We start from the raw sequence: 23,276 nt of genomic DNA, 5'->3' as shown, positions 1-23,276 counted from the left end.
CGCGGCGACGCCGAGCGCGCCACCGCCCAGCTGCAACTGCTCGCCGACGTCAGCGAGCTGCTCTCGGGCACCCTCGACGTGGGTGAGGCGCTCGACCGGCTCACCAAGGCCGTGGTGCCCACCGCCGCGGACTGGTGCGCGGTGGGCGAACGCCGGCCACCTACCGCCGCTCCTGCTCACTCCGGACGGGCGGGCCCGCCTGCTGGGTTCCACCGGCGCGCCGCCCACTGGCACCCCGGCCGGCTCCCACCTGGTCCTCTACACCGACGGGCTGGTCGAGTCCCGGGATCTCGACCTGGACGACGGCCTCGAGCGGCTGCGGCTCACCGCGGAGAAGCACGCCCCCGAGGACGGGCCCGAGGCCCTGGTGGATCTGATCGTCGACCAGATGCTCACCGGCCGGCGCCAGGACGACGACGTCGCGATCCTCGGCCTGCGGGTGCTCGCCGGGCCCGGCTGAGGCCTGCCGAGCCCGGCTGAGGCCTGCCGGGCCGTGCCGGGCGCCCGTACGGACGTCGGCACCTGACGATGTGTCCGGGTCCGTTATCGTGATAAGCCAGTCGATGGATCTTGCTGTCCGGTCGGCTGGCCGGGGGCAGCGCTCGCGGGGGGCGGCGTGGGTACTGACGATTGCGCTGGCACGTATTCCGGCGGCCCGGTGACCAGCGCGTGACCCGCCGGACCGGGAGCGAGGGGGGACGCGACCGGCGCGGCGCGGCGGGCGGGGACGTCGGCCCGAACGAGGCCGGGCTCGGCGTCAGAATGTCGCGGACCCTCGGGCTCCTGCGCCTGGTCGCGGTCCTGTTCGGCATCGCGGTACTCCTCGCCGACGCGGGATGGTACGGATCTCCGGCCCGGCTCGCACTGCCGGCCGTCGCCGCCTGCTGGGGCGTGGTCTTTGGCGTGGTCTGCCTGACCCGTGGCCTGGGTCGGGACCTCGCCGCCGGCGAGCTCCTGATGGGCCTGGTCGTGGCGGGCTGCGCGCCCTGGGCCGTGCCGCCGGGCGAGCTCGCCACCGGCCCCAACTGGGTGCTGCTGCGGCTCATCGGGACGGGCCTGACCATCGTGTGGTGCTTCCCGCCGGCGGTCTGGCTGCCGGCCGTGCTGGCGTTCGTCACCCTGTACACGGCCGTCGTCCACGAGATCGCCGCGCCGTCCGCTTTGGAGGCGGCGCTGCCGGCCGGCGCGGTCATCGCCGTCCCCCTCGCGTTCGCCGCGGTCGTCGGGCGGATGCGCCGCGGGGCCCGGCGCTGCGACGAGTGGCTCGCGCTGGCCCACACGCGGCGCCGCGGGCGCGGCATCGTGGCGGCACGGCGGCAGGACGTGGCCGAGTCGGACCGGCTCGTGCACGACACCGTCCTGAACACGCTCACCGGTATCGCCTGGGGAGCACGTGACGCGGGCGGGAAGAGCGTCCACGCCCGGTGCCGGCAGAGCGTGGCGATCTGTGAGGACCTCCTCGCCGGCGGGCGGGACTGGGAGGACGGCCTGATGGTCGCCCTCGGCCGGGCTCTGGACCAGGCTCGTGCCACCGGGCTGGGCGTGGAGTTCTCCTTCACCGGCTCCACGGACACGCCGGCCGAGGTCGCCGCCGCCGTGGCCATGGCCGTCAGCGAGGCGCTGTCTAACGTGCGCCGCCATTCCGGCCTGCCCCGGGCACGGGTGGACGCGCGCACCGACCCCACCGGAGTCCTGGTCACCGTGACCGACCACGGCGTGGGCTTCACCCCCGGCCGGTACCGCGCCGACCAGCTGGGCGTGCGCCGGTCGATCATCGACCCGATGGGCGACGTCGGCGGGTCCGCGACCGTGCGGTCGACGCCGGGAGGCCCGACAATCGTGACCTTGCAGTGGTCCCGTCGCTCGCCCGACGCGCCGGCGGTCGAGGTCGCCGAGCTCGAGGAGCGGCTGGCCCGCGACACGGCCGGGGCCGTCGGGCGGGGCGCCGTCGTCTGGCAGCTCGCGCTCGGGATCGTGCTCGTGATGCGGCTCTCCTACTACCAGCACCCGGGCCTCGTCGCCCTGGCCTGGGCCGCGTCCGGGGCGGCGCTGGTATGGGCGGGCCGGGCCAGCCGCCGCGGCCCGCTGCGCGGGCCGGCGGTGGCCGGGCTGACCGGGCTGTTCCTCGTCACCCAGATCGCCGCCGGGGCCCTCGGCCAGGAGGGCTCGCGGGTACCGCTCAACTGGGTGCTGGTCAGCGGGCTGGGGGTGTGCGCCTTCCTGACCGCGGCCTGCCCCGCCCGGCAGTGGCTGCCCGCCTCGGCGGCGATCGCCGCGTGCGCGGGCGGCATCGTCGCCACCAGGTACAGCGGCGGGCCCGGGATCGTCGGTTACCTCAGCGTGATGTTCTACACGCAGGCAGTCGTCCAGTCGGTTGTCGGCGCGCTCGGCCCCATGCGGCGCGGGACGGCGGCGGCCGCCGCCGAGATCGCCCGCGCCGACGCCGAGCTCGCCGCCGACCTGGTCGCCTCCGCCAAGATCACCCAGGATCGCCGGGCCCGGCTCGACCGGCTCCGTGCCGACACGCTGCCGCTGCTGGCCGCCATCGGCGACGGCCGGCTCGACCCCGCGGCCGACGAGGTGCGCGCGCGCTGCGCGTCCAGCGCGGCGGAGCTGCGCCGCGCGATGACCAGCCCCGTCGCCGGTTCGGACCTGCTCGAGGGCCTGGAGCCGGCGCTGCGCGCCGCCGAGCGACGTGGGGTGGCGGTACGGATGCAGGTCGCCGGCACCTTCGACGCCGTTCCCGGGACGGCCCGCGACGAGGTGGTCGCCGCGCTCTCGGCGGTGCTGGCCACGGTCACCCCCGCGGCCACCGCGGTCACGGTCACCCTGACCGGCACGGACGACACCGGCGAGGCGTTCGTCACCGCCGACGACCCGGCGGTGGCCGAGGCGGGCCCGCCCGTCACCCCGGCGCCGTCCGCCTGGACGCAGGTCATCGACGACAGCGGCGACGGCCAGCTCTGCGTCGAGATCCGCTGGTGCCCGCCGCAGCGGGTCGGCGGCGCCTGAGCGCGGGGCCTCTGCCGACGCGCGGCACCGGTCGCGTTCCAGCACCCAACTTCGATTACGCATCGCACTCGGAAAGTCACCTGGCGTGATTCCCGATCTCGTCGCAGACTCTGGTCGACGACGGACGCGGCCGAGGGAGGGACGTCCATGGCCCTACACGGCCGGGCGAGAGGCAGGCGCGGCGACCAGGCCGTGGAGGTGCGGCCGCACCTGGTCATCCCGGACGAGGACGGGCCCGTCCCCCGGTACCGCATGCCGCGCTCCTCGCTGTCCGCCGAGACCGCATACCAGATCGTGCGCGACGAGCTGATGCTGGACGGCAACGCCCGACTGAACCTGGCCACGTTCGTGACCACCTGGATGGACGAGCACGCCGACCGGCTGATGGCCGAGTGCGCGGCGAAAAACATGATCGACAAGGACGAGTACCCGCAGACGGCCGAGCTCGAGGCCCGGTGCGTCAACATGCTCGCCGACCTGTGGCACGCCCCCGACGCCACCGACGCCGTCGGCTGCTCGACGACCGGGTCCTCCGAGGCGTGCATGCTCGCCGGGCTGGCGATGCTACGCCGGTGGCGCTCGACCAGGGAGCCCCACGGCAGGGAACAGGGCGGCGGGCAACGCGGCACCGGTGCGCGGCCGAACATCGTCATGGGTGCCAACGTGCAGGTGTGCTGGGAGAAGTTCGCCCGTTACTGGGACGTCGAGCCCCGGCTGATGCCACTCGCGCCCGGGCGGACCCACCTCACCGCCCCGGAGGCCGTCGCCCGCTGCGACGAGAACACGATCGGGGTCGTGGCCGTCCTCGGCTCGACGTTCGACGGGACATACGAGCCGGTGGCCGAGATCGTCGCCGCGTTGGACCAGCTGGCGGCCTCGGGCGGCCCGGACGTCCCGGTGCACGTCGACGGGGCTTCCGGCGGGTTCATCGCCCCGTTCTGCGACCCCGACCTGGTCTGGGATTTCCGGCTCGAGCGCGTGGTCTCCATCAACGCCTCCGGACACAAGTACGGGCTAGTCTATCCCGGGGTCGGCTGGGCGCTCTGGCGCGACGCCCGGCACCTTCCGGCCGAGCTCGTCTTCGACGTGGACTATCTCGGCGGCTCGATGCCCACCTTCGCGTTGAACTTCTCCCGGCCGGGAGCACAGGTCGTCGCGCAGTACTACTCTCTGCTACGACTCGGCCGGGCCGGTTACCGGCATACCGCCCGCACGTGCCGTGACAATGCGCGTTGGCTGGCGGATGAAATCGCGAAGCTCGGCCCGTTCGAGCTGATCTCGGACGGTTCGGGGATCCCGGCCTTCGCGTTCACGACGAGGGATGCGGCCGAGTTCAGCGTCTTCGAGGTCTCCGAGGCGCTGCGTGCCCGTGGCTGGCTGGTGCCCGCATACCGATTCCCGCCTGATCTGGCCGAGCTGGCGGTACTGCGGATCGTCGTGCGGGCCGAGTTCAGCCGGGATCTGGCGCATCTGCTGGTCGAGGACCTGCACCGGGTGGTCGGACGACTCTCCGGCCCCCGGTGGCGGACCGCGGCCGGCGGCGCCGATCCCGCGTCGTTCCACCATTGATCCAACCACCGTCCGAGCCGCCCCGAAACCGACACGACCCGACGTATGGAAAACATGAGGGCACACACAGGCCAACACAGACCGCGGGGCCGGAGATGCGAACCGCCCTCCGCACAAGGTCCACCGCGGGCGGGCCGCCCTGGGCCCACCAGACCACACCGAGCCGCACCGAGCCGCACCGGCCCACACCTGGCCACGACACACCCTGCCCCACACCGGTCGCGACAACCCTGACCCGACTCGTTCGATTCCGGCGGAACTGTCGCAATCAGGACGCCGGCACAACGTTCCGGCGTTCGAGAAAGGGCCGCTAGAATGGTCGATGGAATCAACTCGGAAAGACTGGGAAATCTAGCCCGGGCACAGGTGCCCACATCCGGCCGGCGACGTCGCGGCCGGGCACACCGGCCACCGGGCCCGGGCACTTCCGGGCCACTGCCGGGTGGGCCGCCCGGAGTCGCGCGCGTCACACATCCGACGCGCGGGAACCAGCAACGCATGTGTTGCGACGGACACACCTTTCGGCAGGTTGTATTCATGCAAACACTTAGCGTGACGCGGCGAACCTCACCATGACGACGGCGACAGAACTAGGCATTGTTGGAGTTAAGCGAAATCGAGAAAGGTGATGCAATGCATTCTGTGACCTCCCCCACGAACGTCACCCCGACCAAGAGCCGGTTAACCGGCGATGTCCCGCGCCAGCCCCAGCGCCGGCACCGGGACAAGGTGACCCGAGCCGACCGCACCGTCATCGCGGTCCGCGAGGCCCTGGCCCGGGCCGACCACCCGGTGCGCGCACGGGTCCTCGCCCTCGACCTGGGCCTGCCCGCCGCCGAGGTGACCGCCGGCCTGCGCCGCCTGCAGGACGTCGGCGCCGCGCTCTCCCACGCCCGCCGCTGGGTGGCCGTGGACGCCACCGCGGAGCCGGAGCCCCAGCCGGGCCACGAGCACCCCGGCCAGGCAACCCCCGCACGTGAACAGCCCGGTCCAGACCTGCCGTGACGGCCGCCGTCAGGGCGTCCCGCGGCCACGAGCCCGTGTCGGCGCAGCCCCGGGCCCGCGGCGCGCTCGGCTGAGCGCGGATCGCCGAGGCGGTTCCGCACCGGGTTCGTCGCGACCGGTCACGCGACGAACCGGCGAGACCTTCCGGTCCTGTCAGGTCAGCGGTTCCTCCGCCCGCTGTGGCGCGGGCAGCAGGACCTGATCCTGATTCGCGAGGATGGCCACGGCGTACCCGCTTTCCGGATCCCGTCGATCCGCCGGTCCAGGAAGCCGTAGCCGCGCCGAGCCGAGCTGCGTCCCGCACCGGTCGACGGCGAGCCGACGCCGCTGGAGCGCATGACCGCCAACCTCGTCGACAACGCCGTCCGGTACAACCACCGCGGTGGTCACGTGGCAGAGACCGGTGTCGCCGAGGCAACCGTGAGCCCCCGCGGTGGTGCCGCCGGTCAGGAGGGCGGCGCCACCGAGATCGACTTCACGTCGAGGTAGCCCTCGATGCCCTCGCGACCCAGCTCACGGCCGATCCCGCTGGCCTTGACCCCACCGAACGGCGCGTTCGGGTCCATGCTGTACGCCTGGTTGACGCCGAAGGTCCCGCTGCGGACCCGGCGCGCGACGGCGAGGCCCCGTTCGACGTCCGAGGTCCACACCGAGCCGGAGAGGCCGTACTCGGTGTCGTCCGCGATGCGGACGGCGTCGGCGTCGTCGGAGTAGGGCAGCACGGTCAGCACCGGGCCGAAGATCTCCTCCTGCGCGATGCGCATGCTGCTCTCGACGTCGGCGAAGACGGTCGGGCGGACGTACCAGCCCTGGTCGACCCCGGCCGGCAGGTCGCTGCCGCCGACGACCAGCCGCGCGCCCTCCTTCTGACCCTCCTCGATGTACCCGCGCACCCGCTCCTGCTGCCGGCGGGCGACCAGCGGGCCGACCTTCGTCGCCGGGTCGGACGGGTCGCCGACCGGCAGCGCCTCGACCATCGCGGCCAGGGCGTCGACGAACTCGCCGTACCGCGCGCGCGGGACGAGGATTCTCGTCTGGGCGACACAGGCCTGCCCGCTGTTCATCAGGCCGGCGATCTCCACGCCCGCGGCCACGGCGGCGGGGTCGGCGTCGTCGAGCACGACCGCGGCGGACTTGCCGCCGAGCTCGAGGCTGACCCGCTTGAGGTTCGACCCGCAGGACGCGGCCACCAGGCGACCGGCCGCGGTGGACCCGGTGAAGGACACCTTGTCCACACCCGGGTGCGCCACGAGGTACTCGCCGATCTCCCGGTCACCGGGCAGCACGCTGACGACGCCCTGCGGCAGCCCGGCCTCGGCGAGGCTCTCGGCCAGCGCGTAGGCGTCGAGAGGCGTCTCCGGCGACGGCTTCAGGACGACCGAGCACCCGGCGAGCAGAGCCGGCACCAGCTTCCCGATGGTCAGGAACAGTGGCATGTTCCACGGGACGATGGCGGCGACGACCCCGATCGGCTCCTTGCGCAGCAGAACGTCCTGCCCGTAGAAGCCCTTGCGCGGCTCCTCCCACGCCAGGTTCTCCGCGATGTCGGCGAACGCGCCCATCATCAGCAGCGGCAGCGTCACATGCGACAGCTTGGCGAACGAGATCGGCGCGCCCATCTCGGCGCTGATCAGCTCGGAGAGCTCCTTGCGCCGCGGCTTGAGCAGCGCGCCCAGCCGCCGGATGACCGCGACCCGCTCGGCCGGGTCGAGGCGCGGCCACGGCCCCTCGTCGAACGCGGTACGGGCGGCGGCCACCGCCCGGTCCACATCCTCGGTGCCGGGCGCGGCGACGCGAGCGATGACCTGCTCGCTGTGCGGCGAGACCACCTCGATCGTGCGCGTGCCGCTGGGCGCGACCCATTCGCCCCCGATGAACAGACGATCTTGTTCCTGCATGAGTCCCTCCGGACACGGCCCGCGACGATGTGACGATCAGCTGTGGTCTGACAGATTCAGGCATGGTGACGAACCCCGGGCCGGCGGGCCGGAATTCCCGCATGACGGAGCACCGCGCCGCCCGGCGCACCACGGCACCCGGGTGGCCGGGGCAGCCGACGCACCCCGCCGGCCGGCGAGCGGTGGGACGGCTGTGCGCGGCCCGCGGCGACTCCCGCGGGCGATCGAACTCACGAGCCGGGGCCGCCGCGGTCGACGACACAGGTGCGGGCCCGAGCCCCGCGGCCGTCGACAGTTGCGGTCGTCATACGACAACACTAACGTTGGCGCCTAAATCGAACAACCGGATCCAGCACGCCCCAGGGGCGGGAATGTGATCCACTCGGCGCATATTTCAGCCGTGCCCGCCCGGCCACGCGGGCATGACTGATCATCATCCCCGGTCCCGCCCGACACCGACCCGAAGATCGAACTCAGCGTAGCGCCAAGAACACCGGCCGCGAATACCCCGGGGCGGGAGCCGACACGCGCGAACACCCGCGCGAACACCGGCTTCCCGGCACTTCACCCGCGTCACGGAACCCTTCACCAGGCGCTGCCACCGCTGCCCCACGGGCACCCGACCCGAATAGGAGACCTCCGACCGCCGGCGGCGGGCGTGAAATCCGGCGGCCAGCCGGAACAGCGACCTTTCCACGTCGACTTCGAAAACACAGTCCAGAAAGACACCCGACGCCACCGGAATGGAGTTCACGCGGTGACTCCAGGCCTTTCCCAGGAATATCTCAGACCGTTCCGCCGGCAGCCCCGGCCGGCCCTGGGCCGGGCTGCCGGAAGACACCGACGGCGGCTGCGGGGCGATTGGCGGCACTCCGTGTACAGCGCACGGCTGACATCGAATTCACGGACATAGGAGGCAGTTATGCCCGGAAAAGCGGAAGAACCGAAGGTCACCCGGCCGCGCGCCCGCCGCTCGGAACTGGCGACCCCGGCCAGCAGTGAGCGGATGTGTGAGAAGGCCGCCGGTTCCGGAGCGGACCTCGTCTTCCTCGACCTGGAGGACGCGTGCGCGCCGTCAGCCAAGGAGTCCGCCCGCGGCATCGCCGTCGCCGCGCTCACCGACCTGGACTGGGGACACACCGTCCGCGCCGTCCGGGTGAACGGCCTGGACACACCCTGGTGCCACGACGACATCATCGAGGTCGTCACCGGGGCGGGTGCGTCGCTCGACGTGCTCATCGTTCCCAAGGCCCGCTCGGCGCGTGACGTCTGGTGGGTCGACGTGTTGCTGACCCAGCTCGAGACGAAGCTCGGACTGACCCGGCGGATCGGGCTGGAAGTACTGATCGAGGAGGCGGAGGGCCTGTCCAACGCCGCCGAGATCGCCCGGTCCAGCAGCCGGCTGGAGGCGATAATCTTCGGCGCCGGCGACCTCTCGGCGTCGCTGCGCGCCCGGGTGGACGGCAACTTCGACCCCGTCGGGGAGTACCCGGGCGACTTCTGGCACTTCGCACGTGTCCAGGTGCTGTCGGCGGCGCGCGGGGCGGGCATCGACGCGATCGACGCGCCGTACCCCGCCTACAAGGACGTCGACGGGTACCGCCGGTCGGCCACCCACGCGAGCCTGCTCGGCTTCGACGGGAAATGGGCCATCCACCCGGCTCAGGTGCCCATCGCCAACGAGGTGTTCGCGCCGACCGAGCAGGAGGTGGCCGAGGCGCACGAGGCGATGAAGATCTACCGCGAGTCCGAGGCGGAGGGGGTCGGCGCGATCGGCCGCGACGGCCGGCTCGTCGACGCCGCCCACATGCGTCTCGCCGAGAACGTCCTGCACAAGGCCGCCCTCGCCAGCGGAACCGCCCCGGCGAACTGAGCCGCCCCGCCCAGCTGAGCCGTCTCTGGTGGCGGGCTACCTCACCGACGGTCGGCGCCGCCCTCACCCACGGTCGGCGCCGCCCTCACCCGTGGGTGGGGCGGCTGCCCCGTCCGCACGGAAACGTGCATACCGAAAACCGCGCGGAGGTTTTACCGGAGTTACCCCGCGCGGTTGACCGGACATCGCCGGCCTCTTCCCTCATGCCGCCCGGCTATTCGAGCGGCATCTTTACCTCCGCGACATGATGTGTAGACTGACGGCCATGGGTGAGCGTTTATCAGATTCCATTCCGGCGCGACGCCTCGAGGGGAAGGTCGCGGTGGTCACCGGCGCGGGTTCCGGCATAGGCCGGGCCGCCGCCCTGCTGTTCGCGCGCGAGGGAGCGAGGGTGGTCTGCGCCGACCTCAGCGGCCGGGAGAAGGAAACCTCGACCATCATCGGTGAAGGCGCCGTTCCGGTACATGTCGACGTCACATCATCGGCTGATGTGCAGAATATGATCGACACCGCCGTGCAGGAGTTCGGGCGGCTCGACGTGCTGTTCAACAACGCCGGCGGCGGCGGCCCACGCAAACCGATCACCGAGTTCGACGAGGAGACCTTCGACAAGCTGATCGCGGTCAACCTCAAGGGCGTTTTCCTCGGAATGAAGTACGGAATCGCCGCCATGCTGCGCGGCGACGGCGGTTCAGTCATCAACACCGCCTCGGCCGCCGGTCTCGTCGGCTGGAAGGACCAGGCCATATATTCGGCGGCAAAAGGCGGGGTCGTCCAGATGACCAAGTCCGCGGCGCTGGACTTCGCCGAGTCCGGCGTTCGGGTCAACGCCATCTGCCCGGGCATGACGTGGACGGGTCTGGCGCACGCGGCCGACGACTCCGAGCCCCCCGTCGCCAACCTGCCCCAGCCGATGCGGCGCTGGGGCCGGCCGCAGGAGCTGGCGGCGGCCGCGCTGTTCCTCGCCAGTGACGAGTCCTCGTTCGTCACCGGCACCGCCATCCCGGTGGACGGCGGGTACGTGGCCCGTTGAGTCGCGGGCCGGCGGACGGGTCGCCGCGGCGCCGGTGGCGGGTCACCCGTCCCACCGCGACCCCGTCCGCCGGCCCGCGGCCATCCCCTAACGCCCGCTCAGCCGCGCGGCGACGGGAGCGAAGCTTTCGATCTCCGACTGCTGGACGGTGATGTAGTTCATCCCGAACGCCTCGCGGCGTTCCTGGAGGCGCTCGGCGACCTCGTCCGGGGAGCCCACCAGCATGTTCGGATGGTTCGGCAGGCTCACCGGGTCGACCCGCATCGCCGCCGCGACCCGGGCGACGGCCGCGTCGGCCTCCTCGGCGTCCTTGGTGATCCGGGTGAAGAACGGCGAGGTCTCGATGTCGATGCCGGCGAAGCGCTCACCAGCCGCGTCGCGGACGTAGCCCAAGCGGCGCGCCGCCTCCTCGGCGGGCGTCAGGCCGTCCTCGTTCACCGCCGCGAACGGCACGGTGGAGATGCTCACGATGTCGGCCTCCCGCCCGGCGAGGGAGAGGACCCGGCGACGGCCGCCGCCGATCATGATCGGCGGGTGCGGCTGCTGCACCGGGCGCGGCAGGCCGGCGTAACCGGTGACGTTGACGAACTCCCCGTGCTGATTGAGGTCCTGCCCGGACCAGTGGGCCCTGAGCAGCGCGATCACCTCGGTCAGCTTCTTGATCCGCTGGCCCGGCGTCTCGTAGGGGACGCCCATCGCCCGGTACTCGGGCTCGCTCCAGCCCGCGCCGATCCCTAATTCGAGGCGGCCGTCGGAGAGCAGGTCGATCGTCGCCGTCTCCTTCGCCAGCACCGCGGGCACGTGGTAGTCGACGCAGAAGACCCGGCAGCCCACCCGCAGCGTCTCGGTGACCGCCGCGGCCGTGGCCATCGCCGCGATGKGTGCCAGGTACTGCGGTGGCCACCTTGCTTCCTTCTGCGCCGGCCCGTGCCCCAGGTAGTGATCAGCCAGGAAGAGCGTCGAGTACCCGAGATCCTCGACCCGGCGGGCGAGGTCACGCCACTCGGACCCGGACTTGGCCTTCGTGGCCTGGACAGCGAAGCGGAACGGCCGCAAGGTTGACATCGACGGAGAATAACATGCGCGTCCGACTATAGGACGACCTTAGATATGTGGTAACGTCACTTCCGCGAGGGAAGATCGACGTTCTCCCGGCCGCGCCGAAGGGACATGGGGATGGTCAAGCGGACGAGGTTCAAGGAGTACGAGGACCGGTACGCCAACTACCGGTTCCAGTTAGACGAGGACGGCATCCTGCTCATGCAGTGCCACACCAACGGCGGCAGCCTGGTGTGGGACTGGAAGTCCCACGACGACATGGCCGACGCGTTCGCCGACGTCGCGGGCGACCGCGAGATCAAGGTGCTGATCCACACCGGCACCGGCGAGAACTACAACGCCAACTGGGGCACCCTCCCCAACGGCGAGCCCCCGGAGAAGCCCGAGTACCGGCTGATGCCGGGCGACCGCGGGCTACGCAAGCTCGACGAGAAGGCCTGGTACAACCGCAACCTGATCAACAACGTCCTCGACGTCGGCGTCCCCATGATCAGYGCGGTCAACGGCCCCTGCAACATCCACTCCGAGGTCCCGCTGATGGGCGACATCGTGCTGGCCTCCGAGGACGCCTACTTCCAGGACGTGTCGCACTTCCCCCGCGGCCAGGTCCCCGGCGACGGACAGCACGTCATCTGGCCGTTCCTCGTCGGCCACAACCGCGCCCGCTACCTGCTGCTCACCGGGAAGAAGCTCGGCGCCCAGGAGGCGCTCTCGTGGGGCGCCGTCGCCGAGGTGCTTCCGAAGGACCAGCTCCTCGACCGTGCCTGGAAGCTCGCGCGGGAGCTGGTGCGCAAGCCACCGCTCGTGCTGCGCTACACCCGCGACCTGTTCACCCAGGACCTCAAGCGGGCCTTCCTGAACGAGCTCGGCCACGGCCTGGGCCGCGAGACCTACGCCCAGCGGGAGTTCTTCCCGTTCGGYGGCGGCATGGAGCCACTGGACAGACCGTGGGACGCACAGCCCTGGTCGGACTAAGAATCGACCTCGACGTCGAATCGCCGACCACCGGAGGCTGACAGCATGCACGCACTCCAGGGAGTCCGGGTCCTTGACCTGGGCACCTACCTCGCGGGGCCGTTCTGCGCCACAGTGCTCGGCGAGTTCGGGGCCGACATCATCAAGGTCGAACGGCCCGGCACCGGAGACAACCTTCGCCGCTTCGGCACCGACACGGACTGTGGCGACACCCTGGTCTGGCTCAGCGAGAGCCGCAACAAGCGGTCGGTGACCCTCAACCTCGGCGATCCCCGTGGCCTCGAGATCCTCCGGGAGCTCATCGCCACCGCCGACATCGTGATCGAGAACTTCCGCCCCGGCGTCCTCGAGCGCTGGGGGCTCGGCCCCGAGGTGATCCAGGAGCTGAACCCGCGCGCGATCCTGCTGCGGGTCTCCGCCTACGGCCAGTCGGGGCCCAACCGGGACCTCCCCGGCTTCGCCCGGATCGCCCACGCCTTCTCCGGGCTCGCCTACCTGGCCGGCGAGCCGGGCGGGACGCCCGTCACCCCGGGCTCGACCTCGCTGGCCGACTACATGACGGGGCTGTACGGCGTCATCGGCGTGCTGATGGCCCTGCGCGCCCGGGAGAGCACCGGGAAGGGCCAGGTCGTCGACCTGGCCCTGTACGAGACGATCTTCCGTGCGCTCGACGAGATCGCGCCCGCCTACCAGCAGTTCGGCTTCGTCCGCGAGCGGATGGGCGCGGACACCGTCAACGTGCTCCCGCACAGCCACTACCGGACCAAGGACGACCGCTGGATCGCGATCGCCTGCTCGAACGACGACATGTTCGCCCGGCTGGCCCGGGCCATGGAACGCCCCGAGCTGGCCGACGAGGACGAACTGGGCCCGAAGGCGAAACGCCTGGCCGCCCGGGACCTGGTCAACGAGCTGGTCGGCGGGTGGGTCGGGTCGCTGCCGTGCGACGAGGTGCTGGCCCGGTGCAAGCAGGCCCAGGTTCCGGCGGGCCAGCTCTACTCCATCGCCGACATCTTCGACGATCCGCAGTACAAGCACCGCGAGACCATTACCGTCGAGGAATCCCGGATCGGCCCGCTGGCAGTGCCTGGAGTAATCCCGGCACTCTCCGAAACCCCGGGTGAGATCCGCTGGTTGGGGCCGGAACTCGGCGCGCACACCGACGACGTCCTCACCGAACTACTGAACCGCACCCCGGAGGACATCGCGCGGCTGCGCGCCGGCGGAGTGATCTGACACCAGACGTCGAAGCCCCGGCCCAGCGTGAGCTCRCCGGCGGTGGGAACGAAACCATCCTGCGAGAGGGGTTGAAGCCGATGGCCATCCAGGAAAAACTTGCGACCGGCAGAGGCAAGTACACACCGGGTTACCCGAACCTCGACACCGGGCCCGTCGACTACGAGGACTCGATCTCCGAGGAGTTCTTCCAGGCCGAGCGCGAGGCGATCTTCAAGCGGACCTGGCTGAAGGTCGGCCGGATGGAGCAGCTGCCCCGCAACGGCACGTTCTTCACCCGCGAGTTCGTCGGCCTCGGGTCGATCGTGATCACCCGGCACACCGACGGCGAAGTGTACGCGCTGCACAACATCTGCGCGCACCGCGGCAACAAGGTCGTCTGGCAGGAGCACCCGACCAACGAGACCCAGGGCAGCGCCCGGCAGTTCTCCTGCAAGTACCACGGCTGGCGCTACGGCCTCGACGGCAAGTGCACGTACGTCACCAAGCGGAACGAGTTCTTCGAGTCGCTGCCCGACGACGAGCTCGCCATGCCGCAGCTGCGCTGCGAGGTCTTCGCCGGGTTCATCTTCGTGAACTTCAGCCAGGACGCCCCGCCGCTGCGCCAGTTCCTCGGTGAGAAGCTGACCACCGAGCTGGAGAGCTGGCCGTTCGAGAAGTTCACCAACCACTGGTCGTTCCGGACCAAGGTCAAGGGCAACTGGAAGATCGGCATCGACGCGCTGCTGGAGTGGTACCACCCGGCGTACGTCCACGGGCGGTTCCTCAACACCAACGTGGCCGAGGCGGAGAAGCTCGTCCCGCCGATGGACTCCTACCACTACGACCTGTTCACCCCGCACATRCTGACCTCGGTGCCCGGCCCRCCGCTCCTGAAGAAGAAGGAGGGCTCGGTCGGCCCGGCCAAGCGGGACATGAACTGGGCCTACCGGCTGTTCCGCGCCGGCCTGTTCGGCCCGGACGACGTCCGCGAGGACCTCGGCCACCTCACGCCGGACCGCAACCCCGGCAACGTCCAGTCCTGGAGCAACGACCAGTACTGGCTGTTCCCGAACCTGTCGGTCCAGCTCTGGGGCCGCGGATACTACATCACCTACCAGTACATCCCGGAGACGGTGGGCACCCACGCCTACGAGGTCGACATCTACTTCCCGGAGCCGAAGACCGCCTCCGAGCGGCTGGCCCAGGAGCTGGTCGTCGACAGCACCATCGAGTTCGCGATGCAGGACACGAACACGGTCGAGGCGACCTGGTCGCAGCTCAACAACCGCGCGCTGCAGACGTTCCACCTGTCCGACATGGAGCTGATGATCCGTCAGTTCCACAAGGTCGTCCGGGACGCCGTCGCGGCGCACCAGGCCGGCAGCGAGAAGTAGAGGAACCCCTCGACATGACCACCACTGTGGACACATCCCTGCCCGAGCGGTTCCGCGCCCTCGAGCCGTGGGTCGCCGACTGGGACCTGGCGACGCGGGTCGAGCGCTACGAGAAGCGGCTGTCGAAGACCATCGACGAGCTGCAGGACTTCTACGACGCGATCGCGCCGCTCGCCGAGGAGGCCATCGCCTACCTCGACACGCGCGATGTGAACGCCCTGTCCGACGAGGACACCCGGCTGCTGCGCCTGCTCTACTCGATGATCATCGTGTCGTACCCGGTGAACATCTTCAAGCAGCCCCGGATCCCGGACTCCGGCGCGGCTTTCTTCGACACCGCCGTCGAACCGGCCCTCTGAGAAGGCGACCTGCCATGGGCACCACCACCAGGAAGATCACTGAAAGCACCGGCACGGAGTTCAGCGGGCTGACGGGCACCCAGCTCGTCGACAAGGGCGTCGCCGACGACGCCCTGGCGGCCCTGGAGGAGACCGGAGTCGTCGTCTTCCGCGAGGCTGACATCGACGACGAGAGCCTGGTCGCCTTCGCCCGGCTGCTCGGCAACGTCCTGCCGCTCCCGATGGGCAGCCACAAGATCAAGGAAATCCAGCGGATCACCCGTGACGCGTCGCAGAGCAAGCTGGCGGCGTACCGCGAGGCCACGTTCTACTGGCACATCGACGGGACCACCGGCGAGGTACCGGACAAGGCCACGCTGCTCACGGCACGGCAGATCTCGGGCGACCCGGAGGGCGACACCGAGTTCGCCAACACCTACGCCGCGTACGAGGCGCTGTCCGACGAGGAGAAGGCGCAGCTGGAGGGCGTGCGGGCCCTGCACAGCTTCACCGCCTCCCAGCTCGTGGCCAACCCGAACCCCTCACCCGAGGAGCGGGCGGCCTGGGATCGCAACCCGACCCGGGAGCAGCCGATCGTGTGGACCCGCCGCAACGGCCGCAAGTCGCTGCTGGTGGGCTCGACCGCCGGCGAGGTCGTCGGCCTGCCCGCGGACGAGGGGCGGGCGCTGCTAGACCGCCTGCTGGCCTGGGCGACCCAGCCGCAGTTCGTCCTCCGGCACCGCTGGACCCAGGGCGATCTCGTGATCTGGGACAACACCGGGATGCTGCACCGAGCCCTCCCCTACGGACCGTCATCGAGCCGGCTGATGCACCGCGCATCGCTGGCCGGTGAGGAAGCGGTCGCGTAATTCTGTTCGTACGGGGTTTGCGCCCGTGGGCCGCTGACGAGGCGGTTCACGGGCGCTCGCGCCGTCGACCGATCACCAGCGACGCAGCTACCAGAGGGAGGTTCGGCACGTGACCGAACGGAAGACGGCCGTAGTCACCGGCGGAGGATCAGGCATCGGGCGCGCGATCAGCCTGCGCCTGGCCAAGGACGGCTTCGCCACCGCCGTGCTCGACATCAACACCGAAAGCGCCGAGCAGGTGGCCAAGGAAGCTCGCGAACTGGGGTACGAGGCCGCCGCCTTCGGCGGCGTCGACGTCTCCGACCGGGCGCAGGTGGACGCGGCCATCGACCGCATCCGCGAGACGTTCGGCCCCGTCCTCGTGCTMGTGAACAACGCCGGTCTCACCGGCACCCTGGGCTTCCAGAAGATCACGGACGAGCTCTGGGACCGGATGATCGCCGTCAACCTCAGCGGCCCGTTCTACCTGACCCAGGCCGTCCTCCCGGACATGATCAGTGCCCACTGGGGCCGGATCGTCAACATCTCGTCGTCGAGCGCGCACTCGGGCCAGCAGTACATGGTCCACTACGTGTCGACGAAGGCCGGCCTCATCGGCTTCACCAAGTCGCTGGCCCTGGAGTACGGCCCCAAGGGCATCACGGTCAACACGATCCCGCCGGGCTTCGTCGACACCCCGATGCTGCGCGACGTCGAGGCGAAGGGCTTCATCGGCGGCACGATCGCCGACCACGCCGAGCGCACCCCGGTGCGGCGCCCCGGCAAGCCCGAGGACATCGCCGCCGCAGCCTCGTTCCTCATCTCCGAGGAGGCCGGGTACATCACCGGTCAGATCATCGGCGTCAACGGCGGCCGCAACACCTGATCCTTGCGCCGGCCGCGGGCTGACCACCGCGGCCTGCTCGTCCACTTGTCGCGGACGGAGGGAGCCGACCCGGTTCCCGTCCGCCCGCGGACAAGTGAGCGCGGCGCCCGCTCGGCGGCCGCCTGGCGGCGCGCCCCGCGGGCGGCTCAGTCCTCGATGAGGCTGTCCAGGGCCTTCGGCTCGAACGTGTAGTGACAGCGCCACTCGACGATCTTCCCCTCGTCGTCGACCCGGATCGAGTCGGCGCCCGTGCGCACCTGGCCGTCGGAGAAGTGGCAGGAGTACACGAAGATGACGGTCTGCGTGCTGACGTAGGCGGCGTCGACCGAATAGCGGATGTCCGGTACCCGGCGCATCGAGTCCGCGATGTACTCCCGGAACGGCGCGTAGCCCTCGATCGTCACCTTGCGCGGATCACCGGTCAGCCGCGGCACGAAAGGCGAGCTGAAAACGACGTCCTGGGCGACGGCCCCCATCACCACATCCACGTCGTACCCGTTGAATCCGTCCTCCCAGTGCCGCCGTAAAGCCGTCACTATCCCGTCGTCGAGCATCCGGACTCCCCTTCGCCGTGCATCTGCGGCATGCCGCGCTCAGGCTGCGGCACGCCGCCGGTGAAATGACGCCCGCGGCGGGCGCCGGAAAAAACCGCCGAACGGCGCGGCGAGCCCAGGGGGCCCACCGCGTTCGTCAGCGGTCTCGGTAGTGCTCCTCGTTCTGTCGCCGGCCGCGCTGTCGCCGGCCGCGCTAGGCGGGGACGCCGATGCCCATGAGCTGGGTGAGGTTGCCACCCATGATTTTCCGGACGAGTTCCTCGGGCAGGTGCGACAGCTCGTCGATGTAGCTCACCGGGTTGGCCAGGCCCTCCGGATGCGGGTAGTCCGAGCCGAACAGCACGTGGTCCTCACCGAGGAGCTGCGCCAGCTCGCCGAGGTCCTCCTCCCAGAACGGGCTCACGTAGATGTTCCGCTTCACCACGTCGACCGGGTTCTCCAGGAAGTCGTGCGGCATCTTCTTGTAGAGGTTCTTCATGGACTTGAGCAGCGGCTCGACCCAGCTCATCCCGTTCTCGACKATGGCGATCTTCAGCTGCGGGAAGCGGGAGAGCGCACCGTGGCACACCAGCGCCGAGACGGCGTCCTCGACCGGACGCCAGGCCTGCAGCATGCGGAAGGTGTTCGGCTGGAAGGGAAGCATCTCGGTGCTCGCGCCCATCCACTCACTCGTGTAGCGGGCGTAGCCGCTGTCCGAGGAGTGCAGCGCGACCAGGATGCCGGCCTCCTGCACCCGCGCCCAGAACGGGTCGAACTCGGGCAGGCCGAACGAGCGCGGGCCGCGGAGCCCGGGCACCGGCGCCGGACGGATCAGCACGACCTTGGCGCCCCGCTCGAGGACCCACTCGAGCTCCTCGATCGCCTTGTCCACGAACGGAAGGCTGATCACCGGAGTCGTGAAGATCCGGTCGAGTCCTTCGTAGTTGAACTGCCAGGTCTCGTACATCCACTCGTTGAGCGAGTGGATGACCGCGTGGATCAGGTCCGGATCGTCCCGCATCCGCTCCTCGATGAGGCTGGCCAGCGTCGGGAACATCAGCGTGCGGTCGAGGCCCTGCTCGTCCATCTTCGCCAGCCGGGCGGCAGGCTCGCGCCAGGCATCGATGCACTTCACCGGCTTGCCGAAGATCTCCCGGTGGGACAGCCCGTTGGGGTTCCCATTCCGGTAGTAGTCCTCCTGCGCACCGGGCCGGGCCACGACCTCGAACGTGGGGTTCGGGATGTACTCGCTCACCTGGCCCCGGACCATGATCTTCGTGCGCCCGTTGAGCTCGACGTAGTCGACCGCGCCCTTGTACCGGGCGGGCAGGTACTTGGTCAGCGCCTCCTTCGTCTCATACAGATGGTTGTCCGCGTCGAACACCGAGATACCGGCGTGAGCCACGGGCCCTCCCTTGCTTGTCTGTGATGGACGTCCCTATCCTCCCTACACTTCGGTGGTCCGCGACGCCAGCAGATCGCGACGGCGGACCGAGCAGCGTCGGGAGCGCCACCGTGCAAGGTGACGGTAGGGTCAGATGCTGGGAAATCGCGGCACTCTCGCCACGTCGATCTCCGCACCGAGCCGAAGGCAGGTCGCAGATGGATGCCCTCCCGACGGCACCCGAACCCCTCGGTATCGAGGCCGGGGCGCTTGACCGCTGGTTCGGTGAACATGTGGCGGGCGCGGTGCCGCCGCTGCGCTACGACCGGGTCGCCGGCGGCCACTCGTGCCTCACCTACCTCGTCGGCGACGCCGGTCACCAGCGGTACGTGCTGCGCCGGCCGCCGGTCGGCGCGCTGCTCGCGACCGCCCACGACGTCACCCGCGAGGCGCGGATCCTGGCCGCGCTCGCCGGCTCCGGCGTGCCGGTGCCGCGCGTACTCGGCGTCTGCGACGACCCGGAGGTGACCGGCGCGCCCTTCTACGTGATGGCCTACGTGGACGGGCTCGTGCTGCGCACCGCGGCCGACTCCGAGGCCCTCCTCCCCTCCCCGCAGGCCCGCCGCCGCGCCGGGTACGCGCTCGTCGACACCCTCGCCGCGCTGCACGCCGTCGACGTCGACACGGTCGGTCTCGGCGCCCTGTCCCGGCGGGACGGCTTCCTCGACCGGCAGCTCAGGCGCTGGTCGGCGCAGTGGGCGGCCTGCGAGCTCGGGGACATGGGTGGCATGGCCGCGCTGCACGACTGGCTCGTCGCCCACCGGCCCGCCGAGTCCACCGCGCGCCTCGTGCACGGCGACTTCCGGCTCGGCAACGCGCTCCTCGGCCCCGACGGGGACGTCCTGGCCCTGCTGGACTGGGAGCTGTGCACCCTGGGCGACCCGCTCGCCGACGTCGCCTACCTGCTGCGCACCTGGTCGACGCCGGACGCGCGGGCGAGCCAGGAGCGGCTGCCGTCCGCGCTGCCAGGGTTCCCCACGACGGACGAGCTGGCCGCCCGCTACGCGCGGCAGTCCGGCCGCTCGATCGCGGAGCTCGACTACTGGATGGCGTTCACCGCCTGGCGGGCCGCCGCCATCCTGGCCGGCGTGTACCGGCGCTACCTCGACGGGAAGATGGGCACACCGCCCGACGATCTACCCACGTTCGCGACCGAGGTCGAGGCACGCGTCCGGCAGGGCGTGTCCTTCACTCGGAGGGCCTAGCCTGCCGAGCGGCGTGGCCCACCAGGTGCCGTCGCCGCTCGGTCAGGCGCGTCGTCACAGCTCGGCGGCCTCGTGTTCGAGGCGGTCGGCGAAGGCGGCGAAGGCCTGTTCCCGCAGGGTGGGCAGGTGACCGGACGGGAAGAGCGTCTCGACCGGGGTGTACTGCCGGAGCACCTGACGCGCCAGCGTGACCTTGTGGACCTCGGTGGGGCCATCGGCGATGCCGAGCGCCTCCGCGGTCACCATCATGCTCACGAACGGCATCTCGTTGGACACCCCGAGCGACCCGTGGATGCGCAGGGCCCGCTGGGCAACGTCGTGCAGGACGCGGGGCAGCATCACCTTGACCGCGGAGATGTCCTTGCGGACCTTCCGGTAGTCCTTGTGCTTGTCGATGAGCCAGGCGGTGCGCAGCACCAGCAGCCGGAAGCACTCGATGTCGATCCAGCTGTCGGCGACCTTTTCCTGGGTCATCTGCAGCGACGCGAGCGGCCCCGTCCGGGTCTGGCGGGAGACGGCCCGCTCGCAGAGCAGGTCGAAGGCGTGACGGGCCAGGGCGACCGTCCGCATCGCGTGGTGCACCCGCCCGCCGCCCAGCCGGGTCTGCGCGATCGCGAACGCGTCGCCCTCCCCGCCGAGCAGGTGATCGGCCGGCACCCGGACGTCGGTGTAGCGGACATAGCCGTGGTCATGCCGGACGCCCCCCAACGAGCCCTGTTCCGGGGGCTCGGTGGCGACGCCGGGGTTGCGCACGATCGTGATCCCGGGCGTCTCGGCCGGCACGATGAACATCGACATGCCCTTGTAGGCGTCCACGTCGGGGTTCGAGACGGCCATGACGATGAAGAAGCTGGCGTGCCGGGCGTTCGTCGAGAACCATTTCTCGCCGTTGATCACCCAGTCGCCGCCGTCGCGCACGGCGCGGACGGTGAACAGGGTCGGGTCGGCACCGCCGCGCGGCTCGGTCATCGAGTAGCAGGACGCGATGTCGCCCTCGAGCAGCGGCTCCAGATACCTGGCCTTCTGCTCCGGCGTGCCGAAGTGGGCCAGGATCTCGGCGTTCCCCGAGTCGGGGGCCTGGCAGCCGAAGATCGACGGCGCCCACCGGGAGCGGCCCAGGATCTCGTTGAGGAGGGCGAGCCGCACCTGGCCGTAGCCCTGACCGCCCAGTTCGGGCCCGAGATGGCAGGCCCACAGGCCGCGTGCCTTCACCTCCTCCTTGAGCGGCCGGACGATCGCCTGCGCCCGGGAGTCCCGCTTGTCGAACGGGTTGTCGAGGACGAAGTCCAGCGGTTCGACGACGTCCCGGACGAAGGTGTCGACCCAGTCGAGCTGCTCCTGGTAGGCCGGGTCGGTCTCGAACTCCCACACAGTCGGTCTCGCTCTCGTTCCAGGGCCGCACCCGCGCGGCGCGGGTCGGCATCGATGACGGCCGGACTCCGTGAAGGCCGGACTCCGTGAAGCGACGATCTCCGCATACGATCAGAGGCGGTACGATCAAGAAAAATCGACATTGCCATGGATTCAACATTCATCCACTGCGTTCGCGCGAAAACCTTCATCCCCGACGACACACTGGACAAGCACACCCGACCCGTCGGGTCAAGACTCCGATATGACCGTACCCGGCATTCTGCCCGGTCATTGGTTGATTCACCCCCAACGAGAATGTAGTTTGCAGGGGTTGGAAACGAGGAGATGCGATCCCCGGGCGCCACGGCGGTGGCCGCGGCGCCCGGCAGCACATCGTCGAGGGTCACGCACCGGGGCCGGCCACCGACAACATCGCTACCCGGATCATCGATTGGACGTATGACGTGTACGACATGCCGGAGGAGATCGAGGTCCGCGCGGACGGGCCGCTGAGGATCATCACGCTGAACCGGCCCGACGATCTCAACGCGGTCAACCATCCCCTGCACGTCGGGCTGGCGAAGCTCTGGCCGCAGCTGAACGAGGACCGCTCGGCGCGGGCTGCCGTGCTCACCGGGGCCGGCCGGGCATTCTCCGCGGGCGGCGACTTCGCCTACCTCAACGAGCTGTTCAAGGACAAGGAGCTGCGCGCCCTGTCCATCGCGCACGGGCGCGAGATCGTCCTCGGCATGGTTCGCTGCCGGATTCCCGTGGTCGCCGCGGTGAACGGCCCGGCCGTCGGTCTCGGTTGCAGCCTGGTCGCACTGAGCGACATCGTCTACATGGCGGAAAAGGCCTTCCTCGCGGACCCGCACATCCAGGTCGGCCTGGTGGCCGCCGACGGCGGGCCGCTGACCTGGCCCCTGCACACCAGCATGCACCTGGCCAAGGAGTACGCGTTCACCAGCGCGCGCATCTCCGCCGAGCGGGCCGTTCAGATGGGGCTGGCCAACCACATCGCCGCTGATCCGGTGGCCGAGGCGCTGGCGTGCGCGAAGCGCATCGCCGAGCTGCCGCAGCAGGCGGTGGAGACCACCAAGCGGCTGCTCAACCTGCACGTCGAGCGCGCCGTGATCGCCTCGCTCGACTTCGCGACAACCGCGGAGGAGGCGTCGTTCCAGACCGATGACTTCGCCTCCATCGTCGAGCGGCTCTCCGCGAAGCAGAAGCAGAAGAGCTGAGGGGACGGCGGTCCCGGACGGCACGCCCAGACCGCCCCGGCTTCTCCGAAACCGGTCGGCCAGGACCCGGGCGCTCGAAGCGCCCGGGTCCTTCTGATTTCCACGGAAATCCGCGTGGTTCAGATTCTCGAGAGTTTCGGTTCCGACAGGATTCTTTCCCTGGCTCACCATTCACTGCTACCGCGGGGGTCACCCGGTCGTCGTCATCGAAAAATCGGCACCGGGTCCTGGCCGCTCCTGGCTCCTCGCTCCTTCCGGATTCCGGTCTCGGGCTCCAGCTTCGGTTCTCAGGTCAGCGTCAGAGGTTGACCAGGCGTGGGGCGTGGTTGTTCTGGCGGATGTGGGCGCCGGCCTGGCGGGTGAGGTCGCGGGTGCTGCCGAGGAGGCCGTCG

19 protein-coding genes are annotated in these 23,276 nt (G+C 70.4%); 14 read left to right on the top strand and 5 right to left on the bottom strand.

The features are described 5' to 3' along the window. The first annotated feature begins 82 nt into the window (after window positions 1-82). The 4 genes from BBK14_RS42570 to BBK14_RS33220 all read left to right on the top strand — a co-directional run bounded on the left by BBK14_RS42570 (window position 83) and on the right by BBK14_RS33220 (window position 5,586). Window positions 83-460 carry a PP2C family protein-serine/threonine phosphatase gene (locus tag BBK14_RS42570; protein ID WP_071067097.1) on the top strand — a complete coding sequence of 126 codons (378 nt, stop codon included), beginning with the start codon at window positions 83-85 and terminating at the stop codon, window positions 458-460. Between the two features lie 209 nt (window positions 461-669). Beyond that, window positions 670-3,012 carry an ATP-binding protein gene (locus BBK14_RS33230; protein ID WP_071067096.1) on the top strand — a complete coding sequence of 781 codons (2,343 nt, stop codon included), beginning with the start codon at window positions 670-672 and terminating at the stop codon, window positions 3,010-3,012. A 147-nt stretch (window positions 3,013-3,159) separates the two neighbouring features. After that, window positions 3,160-4,581 carry a glutamate decarboxylase gene (gene gad / locus BBK14_RS33225; RefSeq protein WP_071067095.1) on the top strand — a complete coding sequence of 474 codons (1,422 nt, stop codon included), beginning with the start codon at window positions 3,160-3,162 and terminating at the stop codon, window positions 4,579-4,581. A gap of 633 nt (window positions 4,582-5,214) precedes the next feature. Beyond that, window positions 5,215-5,586, top strand: a complete 372-nt coding sequence (locus tag BBK14_RS33220) for a hypothetical protein (RefSeq protein ID WP_071067094.1) — start codon at window positions 5,215-5,217, stop codon at window positions 5,584-5,586. A gap of 446 nt (window positions 5,587-6,032) precedes the next feature. Here the strand turns inward: BBK14_RS33220 and BBK14_RS33210 are convergent, their stop codons facing one another. After that, window positions 6,033-7,484, bottom strand: a complete 1,452-nt coding sequence (locus BBK14_RS33210; protein WP_071067092.1) for an aldehyde dehydrogenase — start codon at window positions 7,482-7,484, stop codon at window positions 6,033-6,035. Window positions 7,485-8,406: 922 nt separating this feature from the next. On the opposite strand from BBK14_RS33210, the gene BBK14_RS33205 reads away from it, so the two are divergent. Both BBK14_RS33205 and BBK14_RS33200 read left to right on the top strand, forming a co-directional pair. Beyond that, entirely contained in the window at window positions 8,407-9,357 is a 951-nt protein-coding gene (locus BBK14_RS33205) for an HpcH/HpaI aldolase/citrate lyase family protein (RefSeq protein ID WP_071067091.1), read from the top strand. A gap of 265 nt (window positions 9,358-9,622) precedes the next feature. Continuing rightward, a complete protein-coding gene (locus BBK14_RS33200; RefSeq protein WP_049795834.1) occupies window positions 9,623-10,390 on the top strand; it encodes an SDR family NAD(P)-dependent oxidoreductase in 768 nt (255 codons plus the stop codon). An 87-nt stretch (window positions 10,391-10,477) separates the two neighbouring features. Here the strand turns inward: BBK14_RS33200 and BBK14_RS33195 are convergent, their stop codons facing one another. Next, complete coding sequence (locus BBK14_RS33195; RefSeq protein WP_071067090.1) at window positions 10,478-11,455, bottom strand: TIGR03621 family F420-dependent LLM class oxidoreductase; 978 nt, start codon at window positions 11,453-11,455, stop codon at window positions 10,478-10,480. 111 nt (window positions 11,456-11,566) lie between these two features. On the opposite strand from BBK14_RS33195, the gene BBK14_RS33190 reads away from it, so the two are divergent. The 6 genes from BBK14_RS33190 to BBK14_RS33165 all read left to right on the top strand — a co-directional run bounded on the left by BBK14_RS33190 (window position 11,567) and on the right by BBK14_RS33165 (window position 17,108). Beyond that, entirely contained in the window at window positions 11,567-12,424 is an 858-nt protein-coding gene (locus BBK14_RS33190) for an enoyl-CoA hydratase/isomerase family protein (protein ID WP_071067140.1), read from the top strand. A 45-nt stretch (window positions 12,425-12,469) separates the two neighbouring features. Further along, on the top strand, window positions 12,470-13,660 hold the full coding sequence (locus tag BBK14_RS33185) for a CaiB/BaiF CoA transferase family protein (RefSeq protein ID WP_071067089.1): 1,191 nt from the start codon (window positions 12,470-12,472) through the stop codon (window positions 13,658-13,660). 80 nt (window positions 13,661-13,740) lie between these two features. Continuing rightward, window positions 13,741-15,036 carry an aromatic ring-hydroxylating oxygenase subunit alpha gene (locus tag BBK14_RS33180; RefSeq protein WP_071067088.1) on the top strand — a complete coding sequence of 432 codons (1,296 nt, stop codon included), beginning with the start codon at window positions 13,741-13,743 and terminating at the stop codon, window positions 15,034-15,036. Between the two features lie 14 nt (window positions 15,037-15,050). Continuing rightward, window positions 15,051-15,395 carry a hypothetical protein gene (locus BBK14_RS33175; protein WP_071067087.1) on the top strand — a complete coding sequence of 115 codons (345 nt, stop codon included), beginning with the start codon at window positions 15,051-15,053 and terminating at the stop codon, window positions 15,393-15,395. Between the two features lie 14 nt (window positions 15,396-15,409). Further along, the gene (locus tag BBK14_RS33170) at window positions 15,410-16,243 is read left to right on the top strand and encodes a TauD/TfdA dioxygenase family protein (protein WP_071067086.1); all 834 of its coding nucleotides are present in this window, start codon (window positions 15,410-15,412) and stop codon (window positions 16,241-16,243) included. A gap of 109 nt (window positions 16,244-16,352) precedes the next feature. Then, window positions 16,353-17,108, top strand: coding sequence for an SDR family NAD(P)-dependent oxidoreductase (locus BBK14_RS33165; RefSeq protein WP_071067085.1), 756 nt, complete (start codon window positions 16,353-16,355; stop codon window positions 17,106-17,108). Window positions 17,109-17,254: 146 nt separating this feature from the next. Here BBK14_RS33165 and BBK14_RS33160 read toward each other — a convergent pair whose 3' ends face one another. Beyond that, the gene (locus BBK14_RS33160; RefSeq protein WP_241832057.1) at window positions 17,255-17,644 is read right to left on the bottom strand and encodes a nuclear transport factor 2 family protein; all 390 of its coding nucleotides are present in this window, start codon (window positions 17,642-17,644) and stop codon (window positions 17,255-17,257) included. 211 nt (window positions 17,645-17,855) lie between these two features. After that, a complete protein-coding gene (locus tag BBK14_RS33155) occupies window positions 17,856-19,046 on the bottom strand; it encodes an amidohydrolase family protein (RefSeq protein ID WP_071067083.1) in 1,191 nt (396 codons plus the stop codon). 197 nt (window positions 19,047-19,243) lie between these two features. Between BBK14_RS33155 and BBK14_RS33150 the strand changes: the two genes are divergently transcribed. Continuing rightward, on the top strand, window positions 19,244-20,290 hold the full coding sequence (locus tag BBK14_RS33150; RefSeq protein WP_071067082.1) for a phosphotransferase family protein: 1,047 nt from the start codon (window positions 19,244-19,246) through the stop codon (window positions 20,288-20,290). Between the two features lie 54 nt (window positions 20,291-20,344). Here the strand turns inward: BBK14_RS33150 and BBK14_RS33145 are convergent, their stop codons facing one another. Beyond that, complete coding sequence (locus tag BBK14_RS33145; RefSeq protein ID WP_020464321.1) at window positions 20,345-21,661, bottom strand: acyl-CoA dehydrogenase family protein; 1,317 nt, start codon at window positions 21,659-21,661, stop codon at window positions 20,345-20,347. A gap of 446 nt (window positions 21,662-22,107) precedes the next feature. Between BBK14_RS33145 and BBK14_RS33140 the strand changes: the two genes are divergently transcribed. Next, window positions 22,108-22,884: an enoyl-CoA hydratase/isomerase family protein gene (locus BBK14_RS33140; protein WP_071067081.1), complete on the top strand. Its 777-nt coding sequence runs from the start codon at window positions 22,108-22,110 to the stop codon at window positions 22,882-22,884. The last annotated feature ends 392 nt before the right edge of the window (window positions 22,885-23,276 follow it).

Source organism: Parafrankia soli, assembly GCF_001854695.1.
Taxonomy (GTDB): Bacteria; Actinomycetota; Actinomycetes; order Frankiales; family Frankiaceae; genus Parafrankia; species Parafrankia soli.
This window is presented reverse-complemented; position numbering and strand designations above follow the sequence as displayed.